The following is a 15,106-nucleotide window of genomic DNA, read 5'->3' on the forward strand; positions in this document are numbered from 1 at the left end:
CTATTCCATCGGTGCATTATGACAATATGGGCATTGAGTATCTAGCCCTCTTGTAGTATAGTTTTTTCCACAAATTGAACAATGATATGAATTAACATGTTCATTTATGATTGAATTATATGATTTGATTATCGTCATTCAATCCCTCCCCACCAGTCATTGACCAGCGATATTAGTTTGTCGGTCATAATTTAACGGCCAGTTTCCTATTTCCTTTGTCACGTTTATAACTTGTAGGTGTGCTCCACCAATGTACGGTCTTTAGAGTCACTCCAAACATTTCAGCAAGTTCTTTTGCAGTTCCTTCAGCAAGAAATTCTTCACCCTTATAAACTGCATAAGTAGCATATTCTTTCATCCCTCCACCACTTTCACAAGTTCAACTCCGAGGGATTTGCCTGCGAGGTAGGCAAAACAAATATTTTGATTCTCATCAATCCATTTTCCTATTTTTGTAGCTGCAAGTTGGTTGTCGTAAGGATTTACAGCATTGTATAAAGCGTCTCGTGGAACAGCAATTTTTCTTTGTAAATATTTATTTTGAGTTTCCCAACGTTTATCCAACTCATCCGCAATGCTTTTAGGAATCGTGAGCTGGGCATGAAGCTGTTCTTGGAGTTTTTCAACCGTTTTTTCGCCAGTTAATTTTTTAACTTGACTTTCAGTGTAAACTGCTTCCATGGAACAACCACCCTGACAATAACAATCTTTATCAAACTCATCATGTAAGAATCCATGCACTTTGTTGTAATATCCTATTGGCTCTATCACTACTTCACTCATTTTTCAACTTCTCCACTTCTTTTATTTTTTTAATCTGCCTTTTCATGTAAAGATGAAGTTCTCCAAGTGCTTTCTTCTGTTCCCAAAGGCTATCAGCAATCATGATATCTCTATAATATCGGTCAATATTTTCGTGAACATCTTTCTTTATTTCTGATAGCACCTTTGCAGAGTCCATGGCAAACTTGCTCATTCTCCGTCCTCCACAGGCACAAGCTCAATGAGCGGGTTAATCCATTCAGGATATCTGGTAATTTGTCCGAATTTCCCCATAGTATCTGATTCTATTTCTTCATTAGGGCATATTCTCCCGCTGTTATACTGAATTACAGGTAATCTATATAAAGCTCCACCCATGATTTCTGCAAGTTCTGATTTTGTAAATCTAGAATATTTATTTTCATATCGGCCATCTTTATTTTTAGTATTACATTTTGTAAAACTAACTAATTCGCCCATAAATCCATGACTTATTAGTTGAAAAAATGGCTTGTTCCCATTATTTAATGGGCTAAGAAAAACATAATACATTTTCTCGCTCATTCCGTCACCTCTTTTTTCTTGTTATAAAAATATAATTCAAGTGCTTTGGACATTTTTCTTTTTGTTTCTTCTGAAAGTTTTACACCTCTTCTATTAGATGGTTGACCCTTCCTAGCTTTAGAAACATTTTGATTGTGCCTTCCCCAATTGATATTTTCTTTGGCTGTCATCCATTCGAGATTTTCTACACAATTATCCGTCTTATCTTCATTGATGTGATTGACTTGAGGGAGATTTTTAGGATTCGGAATAAATGCTTTTGCAACCAGCCTGTGTATCAAATGAGCTTTTCCTTTTGTAGAATTGTATAGCCACACTCTTGAATATCCATTTCTTGTTGATACTTCTTTCAAAATCACAACTTTAGATTTTTTTGTGCTTTTTATTCGTCCTAGATTACTCACATAATAACCTTGGTAATCATTGATTTCTTTCCATATCTCTGATTCCATCAATGGTCCTCCACTTTTATCTGTTCATAGCTCCCAGTTTGCATGCTGTCGATTTCTTGCTGGGTGTATTTAAAAGAGTCATAAATAGGCAATTTCTCTTTATCACAAGCATTGTGGCCAACTCTTCGATGAGCCTTTGACATATACCAGTCCACTTGTTCATCGTTCTTACTCATATCAATGTGCTTCAAATAGAACAGTTGCGGTTTTTCGACTTTGAAGCCGTCAAGCCATGCACGCATAAATTCTTCTTGGTGTTGAGAAATCCAAGTTAATATTTTTTCTAATGATTCATCAGATAAATCACTAATAGACTCACCGTATGTAACAGGATTTTTCAACGGGCTATAACCTTTACTTTTAAGATCTTCAATCCACTTTGCAACATCTTCAGGCACGACTGGCAGGGCTTGCTGTGGTTGCCAATCTTTGAATACCGTTAGGAGTTGAGCTTTATTCCAGAACTCTGTGTAATTTGTACTTTTAGAAACTGGTAAATTACTTAATTCTTCTTCAAACTTAGTCATTTTTAATCTCCAATTCTGTTCCAATATATTTTGCTGTCAGAAACCAATCAAGTTTTGGAGAATTTTCTTCTAGCAAAACATTCCAATTAGTCACACTGCAATTAAAACCACTCCGTGACTTTCTGACCTGTGCTGGAGTTGTCACTTGCATAAATCCCGACATATCAAATCCAACTAACCATTGGATTCTTTTCCCTTTTTGATAGAAACCACGTTTCAACTCTTTTTCCTTAACAAAAGATATTAATTCGTTCGCTGTTTCAAACTTAGTCATTTTTCGTGTCCTCCAATACTCTATCTTTAATTTCCTTTTTTGTTACTATTTTCTTTCCGTTCAATATTTCAGAAAGTGTTTTAAATATAAAACGTGAATTTTCATTATAATCTCTATCTATAGTAATTAATTTATGAATGTTATTTAATAATTTATCTATCTTATTTTTTTCCATGTTTTAACCTCTTTCTTATTTTTGGGGGTTTGTGTTATCATATTTTGTACAAAGGAAGTTACTATGACAAATCACATAAAAACTAATGAAGAACTATTCGAAGAACTTCAAGAAAACATCCAAATGCTACAACTTTCCTGTGATAACTACGATGCAGGTAAAAAATTCGTTTCCATAGATATAGCTACTCGATTAAGAGTTATGCTTCATGATACTAAACAGAGTACAAGTCTTTTATCGCATTTGGGATACAAGAACATAAAATTTTTAAATACCGCTTATCCAATTGATCCTCAAAATTTAATGGCAGACTATTGTTTAGTAGGTATAAGTTATAGTCCTGCTGATAATGACCTTGTTTTCTTGCCTTTTCTAAACACAAGCGAAATCAAAGATTGGGTTGAATTTAATAAATGGTGGACTCAGCCAATTTATAGAAACGGTTCAAATACAATCACTCGAAAACAACTCGTCATGCAAATCGCTAATAAAGGTGGTGGTGCTCACAGCGACGGAACTTTGAGTGAAACATTTTATAATTTTTCTAAAAATACAGATGGATGGAGATCAGTCATTTACACTAAAGACGAAGAAGGGAATGAAATAGAATCAGATGGAGAATTTATGGGTAACCTCCATTATGCTTCGTTACGCCAAATAGCGTATGAATTTCTAGAATCTGTTTCTAAAATATAATTTATCGTTTAGTTTCATCTAGCTGCTCCTTTTCAACTACAAATGGCATAAACCACTTGCCGCTGTTTAACTGTATCTGTGCTACATCTTCTTTTTTACATTGGTTCAAGGCTCTTCGTAATGCTAGGTTTTCATCTTTAGATAGCTCTATTACGATATCTTCGCCAATATAACTTCCTTTAGTGAATTTCATTTTGAATCCTCCAAGATAGCTGTAAAACTATTTCCATGCGGTTCTAAAACAAGTATTTTGCGGTTTAAGTATTCAAATGAAACTGCGTTAAGGTCATTACCTTGACTAAATCGGAGTAATTCTTTTTCAGACTTATCTTTCAGAATTACATCTGTTCCTTTTTGCATTACTTTTAGTAAACTTTCAACTGTCATTTCTTATCTCCTTTAAATATCGAATGGGTCATAATTTGGATCGTTTTCTGAACTCCAACACGCTACAGCTTCCCATCCATCAATGTGGCATAATCCGCAAGTTTCGCATGTAAGTTTAGGTTCACACTCATGGCATCCCATGCAATCACAATCTATTTCGTTGCCACATTTATCGCATTTCATTTCTTATCTCCTAATTCTTGAATCCTTTTATGGAAATCTTCCTGCATTTCCTGATTGAATTTATTCTGGCTGTCTAATTCAAATTCTTTTTTGGTTTGCTCACTCGATATATTTTGACTAGCAAGCTTGCTGATTCGCCTAGCTTCATTTCTTGTGTCGTAATATCCCATAACTTATACCTCAAAAATAATAGGGCTGTCGGTGCTATACCTCCTAGAGGGCTTCATTACTCTACCGACTGTATTAAGTTCCTTGCTGCAACACCCTAGTGATTATTTATCCGTTAATTATTTTCATTGCATCTTCAACGCTCCGAGCAATTCCTGCAAGTGCGCCGTTTTTACGCATTGTGTCTAAAAAATTGATTTGGTCAGGTCTCACACGGCCTGTTTCACTTTTTACTTCAATATAAAATACTTGACCGTCTGGTCGAAAACCGTACAAATCCGCATGACCTTTTGGCAATCCTGTATCAAACCAACGACCGTCAATCGTTTGTACTTTCCCAACATTACTGCGAAATATTTTATTTCCAGCTTGCGATACTGCAAGCATTATTTCTGACTGGACTTGATGTTCTGACTTCATAAGTTAAGTTATGGAACAGTTGGAACAGTTTCGATTCAGTCATACCAACATTTGAACCATTGTTCCATTTGTTCCATTAATTTCACACTCCTTTTTTATTTATATATTTATCTTTTTATTTACTATTTCTTATTTATTAAAGGAACAATGGAACAAAAAGATAATAAGTATAGATATATCAAGGTTTTTGAGTTGTTCCATGACTTATTAAATAATGGAACAACTATGGAACAGTTGGAACAGTTTCCCAACACCATATAGGCTTTTCTTTATCTTCACTATCCCAACGGAAACCAATATAATAATTCGGAACATCATTTGTAGGCAAAAACTCATCTTTAGGCCGAATTTTTTTCTTTTGCCAGTTATCAGGTATATTTTTACTTAAATCATTATCAAACTGTCTTTTAGCTAAGGATGTATAACCCGAATCTCTACACCACTCTTGATAGAGCCACCATAAGAAACGAACAGGTAAGACACTTGATTTAAATTGAGGAAACCACTCATTGACAAATTCAATTATTGAGTTGTTCTTTTCTTTGAACTCCTGCATCATCACCTTTGTTGCTTGCGGTTCATCAAATCGTTCAAAGTTTAATTCAATTGCTTTTTTTAAAACATATTGAAGAACTTCTTCGCGGAAAATGTAATCATCTTTGATTGCCCAATTATCGTCCTTAGCAGAAAATGTTTTTCTAAAAGGAATAATTAAGAAACGTCGATAGGTTCCGTTTGTTTTATTTCTGACTTTAGGCAATCCATTTGTAGATTGAATGACCGCTTTTTTATAAAACGAGACATAAGGCTGTTTGCCTTTCTCTTCCACAAACACAGGTTCACCAGTAACTACACTATTAAAGTTTGAACTGTCATCAATGTATAGTCCGGCTTGAACATCATCTCCGATAATCACGGTTTTACCTTCAATCATTGAAAGAGTGAATCGTTCAGAAAATTGATTAATTTTTAAACTCGCTACATTTTGTAATCCAACTAAATTACTAATTAATTGTTGTAATGTTCCCTTACCGTCATTCCCTTCACCGACAAACCAAATAGACTTACGATAAGAGTAATTCCCATTTAAACTTGCTGAGATGACTTGCCATAACAATTTGACAAGTTCTTCATCTCCGCTCATTAAATCAAGTAACCAGTCATCCACATTCCAGCCATTGATATTAGGTGCTTCGATTTCTTCGATATATTCCGTTTCAATTGTTGAAGTGAAAACATATCGGTTAGAAAAAGGTTCTAATTTTTTTGTTTTCTTATTATAGATGCCATTTTTTACAGGAACTAAATCACGGCTTGCTGTACTTTCAACTTCTTTCGCCATGTTTTTAAGGTGAAAGATAACTTGATTTGATTTAGCTTCCGAAAAGCTAGGCTCAAGCCAGAAAATCACATTATGAAAGAAATCTGCTCGTGTTTCATAAATTCCTTTATCAATGTTATAAACAGCCAAACGATCATTAATTTTTACAATTGTCATGTGTTCCTGCATCTTAGTTGCAACAACTAAAGGAGGAACACTTTTTACTTTGTCGTTTTCTTCGAGGTAAAACTCTCTAAATCTTTTGAAATTATTTCTCAGGTCTCTGAGACTCGTAATTTCATTTGTTGGAAAGCTGACAATTTTCTTTGATTCATTATATTCAGCCTCCATCGCTTCGAATTCCATTTCTTCGCCTCATCTCCTTCTTAAACATACTTTCAAAAGTCCTTTCAAACTCTTTATCTTCTAATGGATCACTTGTAGCAAAATTAGCTTGTTTAGCTAATTGATAAACCACATCAAAATCCACATTTCTTAAAAACAAACCACCTATAAATCGAGCTAAAGCATCATTTCTGCCACCACTATCTCCCAAACCATGGACAATTGTTTCAAATAGTTGAGCAGTTTTGCTGCTGCCACTTGTTGTAAATCCTGAAAAATCATAATGGGTATAATTGTCACGGTTTTTCATAATTTGACGAATCAATTCTTTGGGTGCAGTAATAATTGGCAACTGATTATCCCATTTATACTGGCCTTTTCTCGTAACGCTAGGTGGAATCACAACGTAATTATTTTCGTGGGCCTTGATGTCAACTCCTTTTAGAAATCCAATGCGTTGAGTCACGGCCATATCTTCACGTTTCAAGAAAAAGTATTGTCTCCCACCACTTGCCGTTGTTTGTGATAAGGTAGGCTTCCACCATTCTTCATCTAACAGTGGTTGAATGGATTCATAGCCGTTTATATCATTATGAACATCAACGTCTACCACAACGAATTTATCGCACTTCATGGCTAAATTTGCTGTAGGATTTTGTTTCCAAAAAGCTTTGATTTCATCTTCTGTCAGTGGCTCACGATCTGCAAATTCTATCATTGGCTTTTTATCACGAGAAACTGGAATAATAGATATCCCGAGTTTCTTGTAACGTAAGGCCGTCTCAAGCATTATATTTTCCATATTTAGAAAGGTAGAGCGTCGTCGCTAATTTCAGGGGCGCTTTGAGTCGCAAGCATACTGGTTTCCATTTTCTTCACATTCAAGTTTTCGTAAGTCTTGCCATTGGATTCGCTTGTTTCATTCTTAACTGTGACTTTCAAAGCTTTTCCTTCAAGCATCCCAAGATAATCATCTAAGCTCTTGAATTTTGTACCATTTGGAATTCCTGCTTGTTTCGCAAGATTCATAATAGAACCTTCTGGATATTTCCCAGTATCTTTTTTCTGCCAAATTTTATGGAAAATAACACTGTTTTTATGTGGCTGGTCAAAATCAGTACGGATGCGAAGTGGAATATCAAGATAATCAGCTCCATTTGGAGTTGTTTTCTCCATGGAGTGCTCAATAGTTACTTCATAAACACCATCTACAATATTTCCGAATTCTGACGCTTTTTCATAATCGATTTCAAACATTTTTTATTACCTTGTGGCTATAGCCACCCTCTCATTTTTTGTTGTTGGAAAACCCAACCGTTTTTATATCCGTGTTGATTTTTGAATTCAACGAGTTCATCAACACTGTCACACATATCAGCACTGATATATGTAGAAACTCGTTTTTTAAGTTTTTGAACTTTTGCTTCTGTTATTTCTTGAAGCTCAATTTCTTTGATATTTTCAAGCTCTCGCTCAGTTAATTCAGGCTCATGACCACAATATGGACAAGTCCTTGTATTTGAACTATCAAAACATCCGAAACACATCTCACATTGTTTGATTGTCAATTCGCCTTTTGTGTTATACTCAGAACGTTTTTTGGAAATACCACTGAGCGTCCACTCTCTATCCTCATTTGGTAGCCCGTGTCTTGTATAATTTCCAACGTGGTCAATCAGAATCGCTGTTTTACCAGGTTTAGGATTTAATGGCCTCATTGCAAATTGTAAGAATAAGCTGAGTGATTGAGTCGGTCTTAGCATAATGCAAGTTGTCACATCTGGTAAATCAACTCCTTCAGTAAATAATTCAACGTTAATCAGAACTAATATTTCACCAGCTCTAAATTTATTCATGATAGCTTCACGTTCAGTTTTATGAGTTTTACCATGAACCACTTCTGCAGTTATCCCAGCTTGATTAAATTCTTCTGAAATATGTTGTGCTGTTGCTACATTGTGAGCGTAACAGATGGCCTGTTTACCCTTGGATAGTTTATTGTAGTGAGCAATAACATCTCCATAAATCGCTCTTTTAAATGCTTCATCCATTGACTTTTGTGTAAAATCGCCGCTTGTTTTTTTTAGTTGTGAAGTATCAATGATATTTGGGGCATAGTATTTAAAGGGAGCAATATTTCCGTGCTCTTGCAGCCATTTGATGGACTTTCCTGTTATTAAGTCATCAGCCATATCTTCAAATCCTTGACCATTCAAACGAATAGGCGTCCCAGTAAAGAATAGTTTTAAGGCATTAGGGAAAGCTTCCAGTATTTTTTTATAACTATTTGCTTTGATATGGTGTGCTTCATCTACCAGAATGATTTCAGGCGGTGGAAGTTCATCAATTTTCCTAACTAATGACTGAACACTTCCAATCGTGACACATTCCAAATTGACCTGATTTAATTCAAAAGTTTTAACAACCTGATCATTAATTTCTTTTCGGTGACTAAAGAATAGGACATGATTCTTCTTGTCAGTAGCACCTTTGGAAATATCAGCCATCACAACCGTTTTTCCAGAACGTGGTGGACTTTGCACAATGATTGAGCGATTACCTTTTAAGAATGAGCTTTTAATTGATTCCACTAATTCTTCTTGATAATCACGTAACTTCATCTGGTGTATCACCTCCGAAATTAAATAAATCTTCTATCTTACAAGCTGTTCTATCATCTAATCGATTCTTGGCATAAGTTCCTTCACTTCCCTCAAGAATCAAACCTCGTGAGCCTGTTTTTGAATTAACAATGATTCGACCTACTAAATCTGTCAGTCCAAGTAATTGGTTTAAAACAGAAGTTCTGATTTGTGGAACATACTGTGTGATGATTTGCCCAGTTTCTAAATTCAATTCATGCGTATCTTCCCAAGCTGTAACATAGATGTTGATTGGCTTGCTATAAATTGCTGTCAGTATTCTTAAAAAATAGTTCGTCCATTGAGAATAATGCTGCAATTCGTTACTGATACCATTTTTTGATTTTCGTCCTTGTTCAACAAACCAATCTGACTGCAGACTTGAGATATTATCAATTACTAAATTGTCGTATTGATCTAATACGTCATCAATTTCTTTCAAAAAGATGTTAATGTCCTCAGATGGGTGCTCTCTATCAAATGAGATTTTTCCTTCATCATCAATGGTTCTTACATCAACATTTGGGATTCCTTCCAGAACCTTGTGAGAATTATCCATAGATAAGACAATGGTGTTCCCTTTTAAATGTTTAATTTGTGAAGTTTTCCCAAGTCCTGCTTTTCCATAAATTAAGATTCGCCAGTTAGTAGTTCGACTCAAGTCGGTTGCTTTAGTTATTTTCATTATCTAAACCTCAAACTTTCTGACTTCACAAGTTCAGCACCAAGAATCACATTACCTGCTTTAAGTGAATCACTGAGTTTCTTTTCATCCAGTTGCTCTGAATAATAGGCCTTCGGAATCAATGGTTGATTGGTAATCTCTAATTTAGGAGCACTTTTTTGATACCAGAACGTGTGATTGTCCGTTTTTACTTTTTCTTGTTTTGTCATCTTCATAAACTCATAAAGTTTATTTTTGACAAATTTTTCTTTTTTATCGTATGACTTAACTTTTTTCATTTGGTCATCATAAGCTTTTTTGAGAATGTCAGCTTTTGCTTTTTCGACTTCTCTACGAGCTTTCAAATCTTTAATGAAAAAACCGTAACCATCGAATTTTTCTTCCATATTTTCAAAGAATCCGTTACTATCTAACGTATCCATGAAAAGTTCTTCATCTTCATCAGACAAGTTGAGGGCTTCTTGAAACTGTCCTTCAAGCTGATAAAGCGTTAATTTTTCTTCTGCCATTATTTCCTCCGATTTGTTATAATGAAGGTATACACATATACCTAGCCTACGTTGCCGCGTGGGCTTTTTTCTGTCTTATCCATCAGTAAACCTCAAGCAATACTCCGCCGCTTCTAAGTGGCGTAAAGTTCATTGTCTTACCTTGATAAAGCACTGTGTCACTTGTTCGTGTGATAATCCACTTAGCACCTTCGATTAGCGCAGTTTGAAGCGCTTCATCTGCTTCTCTTGATGTTAAAATTGTGTTTTTCATCATTTCTTCCTACTTTTTATAACTTTTATAGCGAGTTGCTTCTTTCCACTCTACAAAATCTTTAAATACTTCTTTATTAATGAAGACAAGTCCGTGAGTTGGATTAAGTACGCCTTTTTTAAATTCAGGTCGATCTCTCATTTCAGTAAGCCAGGCTGTTAATGTGCCTTTTGATAAGCCTTGCCAGACTTCCATAAGGTGTTTTTTGTCGCACCATTCTGCGTCTTCTGCATTTTCAACAGGTAGATAGGTTATTTTTGCGTATGGCATATTGCATCTCCTTTCTTAACGCAATTTGAAATCATCAATGATTTTAAGAATGACTTGATGTGCTTTAGGTGATTGAAGGTGTCCTGAAAGGATATCAATCATTACATTTTTAGCTACTCCGTATTTGGCTGCTAAACTCATTTTTTCAATTCCTGTTTCTTCAATGAATGAATTAACAAGTTTTAGTCCATTGTCACTTGTTGGCATTTTTTAACCTCCGTATATATTTTTGTATAAGAAAAAGTTAGCATATTTGAATCTAGCTCTTGACATTTGTTGTTAAATATCCTACAATAAATGCATAGTTAAAACACCTAACAAAAGCTTTATAAAACATTCTTGGCGGAGCGTTTAAAGTGCTTTTTATAGGTCTATTTGCTAACCAAAAGGCTAACTAATCTCTACAAGAAATATTATAGCATATTTTCCTACATTGTCAATGATTTTGTTGGATATTTACCTATATTTTTTTCTTGTACCCTCTGAAAGGTTGATACAAGTGGATTTATATGAAAAAATAAAAGAGCTTGCAGCTCAAAAAAATATTTCAATTAGACAATTAGAAGAAAAACTTGGATTTGCTAACGCTACTCTTCGGCGTTGGAACAAAAATAAGCCAAGCGTAGATAAAATACAAGCAGTTGCAAAATATTTTAATGTAAGTGTGGATTATTTACTTGGAAATGAAGAATTAAAAAAGACCAATAAGCCAGTTGATTTAAAAAAAGTTATTAGTGAAAAAAAGCCTACCTCTTGGGATGACCCTAGAATAGACTGGAATGAGTGGGTTTCTTTTGATGGTGAACCTATCAGTGATGATGTGAAGAAAATGCTATTTGCAATTTACGGCGACAAACTTACAGACTAATCGGAGGTCTCTATGAATAAACAGGAATTGATAGAGTACCTTCTTTTAGAAATGGAAAAATACAATATTCATATTACTTGTGATGATTGCTTTTCTAAAAATGCTATGGTTAATATCAAAAGAAAGTTGATGATTTATAATCCAACCAAAATATCTGCCTTTAAAATTGCTCATGAGCTTTCCCACGTTATCAATAAAGATATCTGCAGAGGTTCTGAGAATGATACAACAAATCCTCAAGAAGTTAGAGCAAATCGCGAAGCTGTTCTTCTTCTTTGGGAAATATTTGAGGCTAACGGGGGAAGCTACGAATATTTTAATGTGTTTGTAGATATAACAGAATCACCATTTGAACTAGCTGAATCAATCATCAAAAAAGAATATTTAGAGATGCATGAAGCTATCACTGAAATATTTGAAGATGAATTAAAAGTCAGTATTAATAAGCAAGAAATGCATGAATACATTGTAGATTATATTAGCTATTTTGATGTGATTGAATCTGTTAATATTTATCAATTTCTGGATCGTTATCATCTAAGCCATAATTTCTATAATATGGCAGAAATAGAGTTCCAGCAATTATTGGGAGTTGGATAATTTTTTAAATAATGTGCGCCATCACTAAACTGGTAAGGAGAAAATAATGGAAATGTTTACGAAAACACAAAAAGCAAAAAGTGATAACATCTATGAAAAAGAAGTAAAATCACACATAGCTCCAAAGGATGGATTTACACATGTTCTTATGATAAATAGCCTTAGTAAATGGATTAATCAACTTTTTGGAGTAGAAGACAAATATACTACCCAAATAGATAATATTTTAACGAAAATGCAAAAAGAGGGTTATGAAATAATTTCTGTGGAACATACAGCTATTAAAAATCAGGGATTATTTAAGGATATGGAAGGATTCCATACGTTAATTTCTTATAAATAAAAACCAAGAGCAAGCCTTGAACCTCGTTAAAAGAAAGTAATTATATGAATAAAATAGAACTTATTGAAATAAAATCACAAGCCAAATATTGGCTTGTGAGAGCGGAGGGTGGAAGATATTATGATCAATTCAAATATGAACATTTCATATCAGTTCATCATAATGAAATGAGAGTAGCCGATTTTTACTCAAAAGACTTGCTTTTAACAGAAGAAAAGACTATTGAATATTATAAAGAACAAATTGCAAGGAAACATGAGGAAGACAAATTATCAAAACAGCAAATTACATTTGCTGCTAAAAAATTATATAATTTTATCGAAGGCATGAGTATAGGTGATTACGTTGTTGTACCATCAAAAAAATCAAATAAATTTATCATAGGGCAGATAACAAGTGATGTACAAGAAATAGAATCAGCCCCAAATTTACTAATAAATTATGGATATGATAGAAATGCAGATTTGAAAAGGCGAAGTGTTAGATGGATTAATGAAGTTCCAAGAAAAAAAGTTAATGCAAAATTTTTATACAGTACACTTACACTCCATCATTCAATTATTGAAATAACAGAATATGATAAATATATTAATAGTTTAATTTCTCCATTCTACTTCAAAAATGGAAAATTAAATCTTAAATTAAATGTAAATACAGAAAAACCTGTGACTTCAACGATGTGGTCTGCTCTGTACAACTTAATTGACGACAAAAGAAACTTGGAAATAGATGAAGAAATAACTGTTACAAGTAACGTAGAGAGCCCTGGTGATATAAACTTGACCTCAGTCGTTAAATTTGTTTTAGAAAATCAGCAATCTTTGAAGAGCGGTTTGGTAGCGATAGCTATTCTTTTTGGTGAAGTAGATGTTTTTGGTGTTAAATTCAATGGTTTATTCCCTTATATTCACAATAAAAAAATAAGGGATTTAGAAAAACGAAAATTAACTGTTGAAGTTGAAAAGATAGAAAAAGATTCTCAATTAGATGATTTGAAGCGTCAAATAGAAATAGAAAAATCCCGCAAGGAATTGCAGGATATTAGAGAATTGGATATAACTATCGATACACCTAATGTTTCTTACGAAAACGAACCCCAAAGGCAAATGGATTTAGACTTGACTTTGGATGAGGAATGATTTTTATAAAAATCATAAAAATAGAAAATGCGCATAAAATTAAAATATTTGAGAGGCTATATAGGAATATTTCAAAGATAGATAAGACCACTAGATATCCTACAATAACTTGTATTTTATTCAATATATTTACCTCCATTTTGTTTTTCTTAATTTTATAACAATATAAAATAAATATCAAGTGGATATTTATGACAAAAAAATCCGCCCAAACTTTGCACGGCTAGGGTGGATTTAAACTATAAAGTAGTGCAAAAGCTTTTAATAAGCTTTTTTACTATACCATTTTATCAGAAATGAGGTATAAAAATCAAATGTGGATAGAAGATTTAGCGAATGGTAAGTACAAATATTTTGAAAGATATAGAGACCCATTGACAGAAAAATTAAAAAAGGTTTCTGTTACTCTTGATAAAAAAACTCCACGAGCACAGAAAGTTGCACTTAAAGAATTAACTGAAAAAATAAATAAAATACTTTCTCATAATGAAGGAAGTGATATCACTTTTGTTGATTTATATGATGAATATTATAAGAACTGGTCTCCAACGGTCAAAGCCTCATCACTTCGTGGAACAACAGCAAATGATAATCGTATATTAGAGAAAATCGGTAAAAATGCAAAAGCGAGAAATGTAAATCGCCGGTTAATTCAAGATTTAGTAAATGAGATGATGAACGAGGGCTATGCCTATAGCTACTACAATGGTTTCAAGAAAAGATTTCACTCCATTCTAGATTTCGGAGTTAGGATGGGTTATCTTGAAGTAAATGAAGCCAGTTTTGTAAAAGCTCCCAAAAAAACAAAAACTTTTAATGAAGTTCAGGAAAAACGAGATAGTTATCTTGAATTAAGTGATATTAAAAAAATTCTTTCTGTTCTGAGAATAACTTCAAGAGTTGAGCATATTGCCAATTTTGTAGAATTTATGGCATATACTGGGGCTCGTTATGGCGAAACAGCTGCTCTTACAATTCATGAAATAGATTTGGAAAATGGGACAGTAACAATTAACGGCACTTATGACAGGGCGTTGAAAATAAAAACCACTCCGAAGACTGAGTTCTCTTACAGAACAATAACAATCTCAGAAAACATTAAAAATATAATCCAAGAGCAGCTTGACTTATTAGAACTTCATCGTTCTTTGAAAGGTAATGATTTTAATAAAGATAACTATATTTTCTTTACTGTTAATGGTGCTGCGGTTGACTTAGATACTCTCAATGTCGTTGTGAGGAGAGCTGCAGAAAAAGTTGGAATAACAAAGCATATTACATCCCATATTTTTAGGCATTCTCACATTGCTTTACTCGCTGAACTTGGAATACCTCTGAGCGCTGCAATGGATCGAGTGGGGCACACCGACTATAAGACAACTCTTAGCATTTACTCACACGTCACAAAATCTGTTAAGATTGATATTGTTAAAAAACTAAATGAGATTAAATAAAAAAATGCCTCTCAATTACAAGGGGCACTTTTTATTTGCAAGGGGCATAATTAACTTTTAGGGGGCACA

27 protein-coding genes are annotated in these 15,106 nt (G+C 33.9%); 6 read left to right on the forward strand and 21 right to left on the reverse strand.

Annotated features, from left to right (window positions below; translation table 11 throughout):
• Window positions 1-184: 184 nt before the first annotated feature.
• From KW2_RS12170 to KW2_RS09065, 8 genes are read right to left on the reverse strand one after another with little or no spacing between them, the layout of a single operon-like run.
• Window positions 185-358, reverse strand: coding sequence for a hypothetical protein (locus KW2_RS12170; RefSeq protein WP_021037743.1), 174 nt, complete (start codon window positions 356-358; stop codon window positions 185-187).
• Window positions 355-783: a hypothetical protein gene (locus KW2_RS11805; RefSeq protein WP_021037744.1), complete on the reverse strand. Its 429-nt coding sequence runs from the start codon at window positions 781-783 to the stop codon at window positions 355-357. The genes KW2_RS12170 and KW2_RS11805 overlap by 4 nt, the downstream gene beginning before the upstream one ends.
• A complete protein-coding gene (locus KW2_RS09040) occupies window positions 776-976 on the reverse strand; it encodes a hypothetical protein (RefSeq protein WP_021037745.1) in 201 nt (66 codons plus the stop codon). Before KW2_RS09040 ends, KW2_RS11805 begins: the two co-directional genes overlap by 8 nt.
• Window positions 973-1,326: a hypothetical protein gene (locus tag KW2_RS09045; protein WP_021037746.1), complete on the reverse strand. Its 354-nt coding sequence runs from the start codon at window positions 1,324-1,326 to the stop codon at window positions 973-975. Before KW2_RS09045 ends, KW2_RS09040 begins: the two co-directional genes overlap by 4 nt.
• The gene (locus KW2_RS09050) at window positions 1,323-1,778 is read right to left on the reverse strand and encodes an NUMOD4 domain-containing protein (protein ID WP_021037747.1); all 456 of its coding nucleotides are present in this window, start codon (window positions 1,776-1,778) and stop codon (window positions 1,323-1,325) included. The genes KW2_RS09045 and KW2_RS09050 overlap by 4 nt, the downstream gene beginning before the upstream one ends.
• The gene (locus KW2_RS09055) at window positions 1,778-2,305 is read right to left on the reverse strand and encodes a DUF1642 domain-containing protein (RefSeq protein WP_021037748.1); all 528 of its coding nucleotides are present in this window, start codon (window positions 2,303-2,305) and stop codon (window positions 1,778-1,780) included. Before KW2_RS09055 ends, KW2_RS09050 begins: the two co-directional genes overlap by 1 nt.
• On the reverse strand, window positions 2,298-2,579 hold the full coding sequence (locus KW2_RS09060; RefSeq protein WP_021037749.1) for a hypothetical protein: 282 nt from the start codon (window positions 2,577-2,579) through the stop codon (window positions 2,298-2,300). The genes KW2_RS09055 and KW2_RS09060 overlap by 8 nt, the downstream gene beginning before the upstream one ends.
• Window positions 2,572-2,754: a hypothetical protein gene (locus tag KW2_RS09065; protein WP_021037750.1), complete on the reverse strand. Its 183-nt coding sequence runs from the start codon at window positions 2,752-2,754 to the stop codon at window positions 2,572-2,574. The genes KW2_RS09060 and KW2_RS09065 overlap by 8 nt, the downstream gene beginning before the upstream one ends.
• A 63-nt stretch (window positions 2,755-2,817) precedes the next feature.
• Between KW2_RS09065 and KW2_RS09070 the strand changes: the two genes are divergently transcribed.
• Window positions 2,818-3,450, forward strand: coding sequence for a hypothetical protein (locus KW2_RS09070; protein WP_021037751.1), 633 nt, complete (start codon window positions 2,818-2,820; stop codon window positions 3,448-3,450).
• Window position 3,451: 1 nt separating this feature from the next.
• Here the strand turns inward: KW2_RS09070 and KW2_RS09075 are convergent, their stop codons facing one another.
• From KW2_RS09075 to KW2_RS09130, 13 genes are all read right to left on the reverse strand, one after another.
• Complete coding sequence (locus KW2_RS09075; protein WP_021037752.1) at window positions 3,452-3,643, reverse strand: hypothetical protein; 192 nt, start codon at window positions 3,641-3,643, stop codon at window positions 3,452-3,454.
• The gene (locus KW2_RS09080; RefSeq protein ID WP_011835825.1) at window positions 3,640-3,837 is read right to left on the reverse strand and encodes a DUF1125 domain-containing protein; all 198 of its coding nucleotides are present in this window, start codon (window positions 3,835-3,837) and stop codon (window positions 3,640-3,642) included. The genes KW2_RS09075 and KW2_RS09080 overlap by 4 nt, the downstream gene beginning before the upstream one ends.
• A 179-nt stretch (window positions 3,838-4,016) precedes the next feature.
• A complete protein-coding gene (locus KW2_RS09085; RefSeq protein WP_021037754.1) occupies window positions 4,017-4,190 on the reverse strand; it encodes a DUF1497 domain-containing protein in 174 nt (57 codons plus the stop codon).
• Window positions 4,191-4,296: 106 nt separating this feature from the next.
• Window positions 4,297-4,608, reverse strand: coding sequence for a VRR-NUC domain-containing protein (locus KW2_RS09090; RefSeq protein WP_021037755.1), 312 nt, complete (start codon window positions 4,606-4,608; stop codon window positions 4,297-4,299).
• 223 nt (window positions 4,609-4,831) lie between these two features.
• Window positions 4,832-6,295 (reverse strand): DNA primase family protein, encoded by a 1,464-nt coding sequence (locus KW2_RS09095; protein ID WP_021037756.1) that lies wholly within the window; start codon window positions 6,293-6,295, stop codon window positions 4,832-4,834.
• On the reverse strand, window positions 6,270-7,064 hold the full coding sequence (locus KW2_RS09100; protein WP_041168654.1) for a bifunctional DNA primase/polymerase: 795 nt from the start codon (window positions 7,062-7,064) through the stop codon (window positions 6,270-6,272). Before KW2_RS09100 ends, KW2_RS09095 begins: the two co-directional genes overlap by 26 nt.
• A 14-nt stretch (window positions 7,065-7,078) precedes the next feature.
• Window positions 7,079-7,531 (reverse strand): DUF669 domain-containing protein, encoded by a 453-nt coding sequence (locus KW2_RS09105; RefSeq protein ID WP_021037758.1) that lies wholly within the window; start codon window positions 7,529-7,531, stop codon window positions 7,079-7,081.
• 17 nt (window positions 7,532-7,548) lie between these two features.
• Window positions 7,549-8,895, reverse strand: a complete 1,347-nt coding sequence (locus tag KW2_RS09110) for a DEAD/DEAH box helicase (RefSeq protein ID WP_021037759.1) — start codon at window positions 8,893-8,895, stop codon at window positions 7,549-7,551.
• Complete coding sequence (locus tag KW2_RS09115; RefSeq protein WP_021037760.1) at window positions 8,882-9,601, reverse strand: AAA family ATPase; 720 nt, start codon at window positions 9,599-9,601, stop codon at window positions 8,882-8,884. The genes KW2_RS09110 and KW2_RS09115 overlap by 14 nt, the downstream gene beginning before the upstream one ends.
• A complete protein-coding gene (locus tag KW2_RS09120; RefSeq protein ID WP_021037761.1) occupies window positions 9,601-10,110 on the reverse strand; it encodes a siphovirus Gp157 family protein in 510 nt (169 codons plus the stop codon). Before KW2_RS09120 ends, KW2_RS09115 begins: the two co-directional genes overlap by 1 nt.
• A gap of 82 nt (window positions 10,111-10,192) precedes the next feature.
• Window positions 10,193-10,363, reverse strand: coding sequence for a hypothetical protein (locus tag KW2_RS11810; protein ID WP_021037762.1), 171 nt, complete (start codon window positions 10,361-10,363; stop codon window positions 10,193-10,195).
• A 9-nt stretch (window positions 10,364-10,372) separates the two neighbouring features.
• Window positions 10,373-10,633 carry a hypothetical protein gene (locus tag KW2_RS09125; RefSeq protein WP_021037763.1) on the reverse strand — a complete coding sequence of 87 codons (261 nt, stop codon included), beginning with the start codon at window positions 10,631-10,633 and terminating at the stop codon, window positions 10,373-10,375.
• Window positions 10,634-10,648: 15 nt separating this feature from the next.
• Window positions 10,649-10,840 (reverse strand): hypothetical protein, encoded by a 192-nt coding sequence (locus tag KW2_RS09130; protein WP_021037764.1) that lies wholly within the window; start codon window positions 10,838-10,840, stop codon window positions 10,649-10,651.
• A 292-nt stretch (window positions 10,841-11,132) separates the two neighbouring features.
• On the opposite strand from KW2_RS09130, the gene KW2_RS09135 reads away from it, so the two are divergent.
• The 5 genes from KW2_RS09135 to KW2_RS09155 all read left to right on the forward strand — a co-directional run bounded on the left by KW2_RS09135 (window position 11,133) and on the right by KW2_RS09155 (window position 15,037).
• Window positions 11,133-11,501: an XRE family transcriptional regulator gene (locus KW2_RS09135; protein ID WP_021037765.1), complete on the forward strand. Its 369-nt coding sequence runs from the start codon at window positions 11,133-11,135 to the stop codon at window positions 11,499-11,501.
• Between the two features lie 12 nt (window positions 11,502-11,513).
• On the forward strand, window positions 11,514-12,101 hold the full coding sequence (locus KW2_RS09140; protein WP_021037766.1) for a hypothetical protein: 588 nt from the start codon (window positions 11,514-11,516) through the stop codon (window positions 12,099-12,101).
• Between the two features lie 46 nt (window positions 12,102-12,147).
• Complete coding sequence (locus KW2_RS09145) at window positions 12,148-12,444, forward strand: hypothetical protein (RefSeq protein WP_021037767.1); 297 nt, start codon at window positions 12,148-12,150, stop codon at window positions 12,442-12,444.
• A gap of 44 nt (window positions 12,445-12,488) precedes the next feature.
• Window positions 12,489-13,583: a hypothetical protein gene (locus KW2_RS09150; RefSeq protein WP_021037768.1), complete on the forward strand. Its 1,095-nt coding sequence runs from the start codon at window positions 12,489-12,491 to the stop codon at window positions 13,581-13,583.
• A gap of 314 nt (window positions 13,584-13,897) precedes the next feature.
• Window positions 13,898-15,037: a tyrosine-type recombinase/integrase gene (locus tag KW2_RS09155; RefSeq protein WP_021037769.1), complete on the forward strand. Its 1,140-nt coding sequence runs from the start codon at window positions 13,898-13,900 to the stop codon at window positions 15,035-15,037.
• Window positions 15,038-15,106: the final 69 nt, after the last annotated feature.

Origin of the sequence: Lactococcus cremoris subsp. cremoris KW2, assembly GCF_000468955.1 — a bacterium.
GTDB classification, from domain to species: domain Bacteria; phylum Bacillota; class Bacilli; order Lactobacillales; family Streptococcaceae; genus Lactococcus; species Lactococcus cremoris.

Coding starts and splice junctions, on each gene's coding strand:
- KW2_RS12170 (WP_021037743.1), bottom strand. CDS start 358: ATGAAAGAATATGCTACTTATGCAGTTTATAAGGGTGAAGAATTTCTT.
- KW2_RS11805 (WP_021037744.1), bottom strand. CDS start 783: ATGAGTGAAGTAGTGATAGAGCCAATAGGATATTACAACAAAGTGCAT.
- KW2_RS09040 (WP_021037745.1), bottom strand. CDS start 976: ATGAGCAAGTTTGCCATGGACTCTGCAAAGGTGCTATCAGAAATAAAG.
- KW2_RS09045 (WP_021037746.1), bottom strand. CDS start 1,326: ATGAGCGAGAAAATGTATTATGTTTTTCTTAGCCCATTAAATAATGGG.
- KW2_RS09050 (WP_021037747.1), bottom strand. CDS start 1,778: ATGGAATCAGAGATATGGAAAGAAATCAATGATTACCAAGGTTATTAT.
- KW2_RS09055 (WP_021037748.1), bottom strand. CDS start 2,305: ATGACTAAGTTTGAAGAAGAATTAAGTAATTTACCAGTTTCTAAAAGT.
- KW2_RS09060 (WP_021037749.1), bottom strand. CDS start 2,579: ATGACTAAGTTTGAAACAGCGAACGAATTAATATCTTTTGTTAAGGAA.
- KW2_RS09065 (WP_021037750.1), bottom strand. CDS start 2,754: ATGGAAAAAAATAAGATAGATAAATTATTAAATAACATTCATAAATTA.
- KW2_RS09070 (WP_021037751.1), top strand. CDS start 2,818: ATGACAAATCACATAAAAACTAATGAAGAACTATTCGAAGAACTTCAA.
- KW2_RS09075 (WP_021037752.1), bottom strand. CDS start 3,643: ATGAAATTCACTAAAGGAAGTTATATTGGCGAAGATATCGTAATAGAG.
- KW2_RS09080 (WP_011835825.1), bottom strand. CDS start 3,837: ATGACAGTTGAAAGTTTACTAAAAGTAATGCAAAAAGGAACAGATGTA.
- KW2_RS09085 (WP_021037754.1), bottom strand. CDS start 4,190: ATGGGATATTACGACACAAGAAATGAAGCTAGGCGAATCAGCAAGCTT.
- KW2_RS09090 (WP_021037755.1), bottom strand. CDS start 4,608: ATGAAGTCAGAACATCAAGTCCAGTCAGAAATAATGCTTGCAGTATCG.
- KW2_RS09095 (WP_021037756.1), bottom strand. CDS start 6,295: ATGGAATTCGAAGCGATGGAGGCTGAATATAATGAATCAAAGAAAATT.
- KW2_RS09100 (WP_041168654.1), bottom strand. CDS start 7,064: ATGCTTGAGACGGCCTTACGTTACAAGAAACTCGGGATATCTATTATT.
- KW2_RS09105 (WP_021037758.1), bottom strand. CDS start 7,531: ATGTTTGAAATCGATTATGAAAAAGCGTCAGAATTCGGAAATATTGTA.
- KW2_RS09110 (WP_021037759.1), bottom strand. CDS start 8,895: ATGAAGTTACGTGATTATCAAGAAGAATTAGTGGAATCAATTAAAAGC.
- KW2_RS09115 (WP_021037760.1), bottom strand. CDS start 9,601: ATGAAAATAACTAAAGCAACCGACTTGAGTCGAACTACTAACTGGCGA.
- KW2_RS09120 (WP_021037761.1), bottom strand. CDS start 10,110: ATGGCAGAAGAAAAATTAACGCTTTATCAGCTTGAAGGACAGTTTCAA.
- KW2_RS11810 (WP_021037762.1), bottom strand. CDS start 10,363: ATGAAAAACACAATTTTAACATCAAGAGAAGCAGATGAAGCGCTTCAA.
- KW2_RS09125 (WP_021037763.1), bottom strand. CDS start 10,633: ATGCCATACGCAAAAATAACCTATCTACCTGTTGAAAATGCAGAAGAC.
- KW2_RS09130 (WP_021037764.1), bottom strand. CDS start 10,840: ATGCCAACAAGTGACAATGGACTAAAACTTGTTAATTCATTCATTGAA.
- KW2_RS09140 (WP_021037766.1), top strand. CDS start 11,514: ATGAATAAACAGGAATTGATAGAGTACCTTCTTTTAGAAATGGAAAAA.
- KW2_RS09145 (WP_021037767.1), top strand. CDS start 12,148: ATGGAAATGTTTACGAAAACACAAAAAGCAAAAAGTGATAACATCTAT.
- KW2_RS09150 (WP_021037768.1), top strand. CDS start 12,489: ATGAATAAAATAGAACTTATTGAAATAAAATCACAAGCCAAATATTGG.
- KW2_RS09155 (WP_021037769.1), top strand. CDS start 13,898: ATGTGGATAGAAGATTTAGCGAATGGTAAGTACAAATATTTTGAAAGA.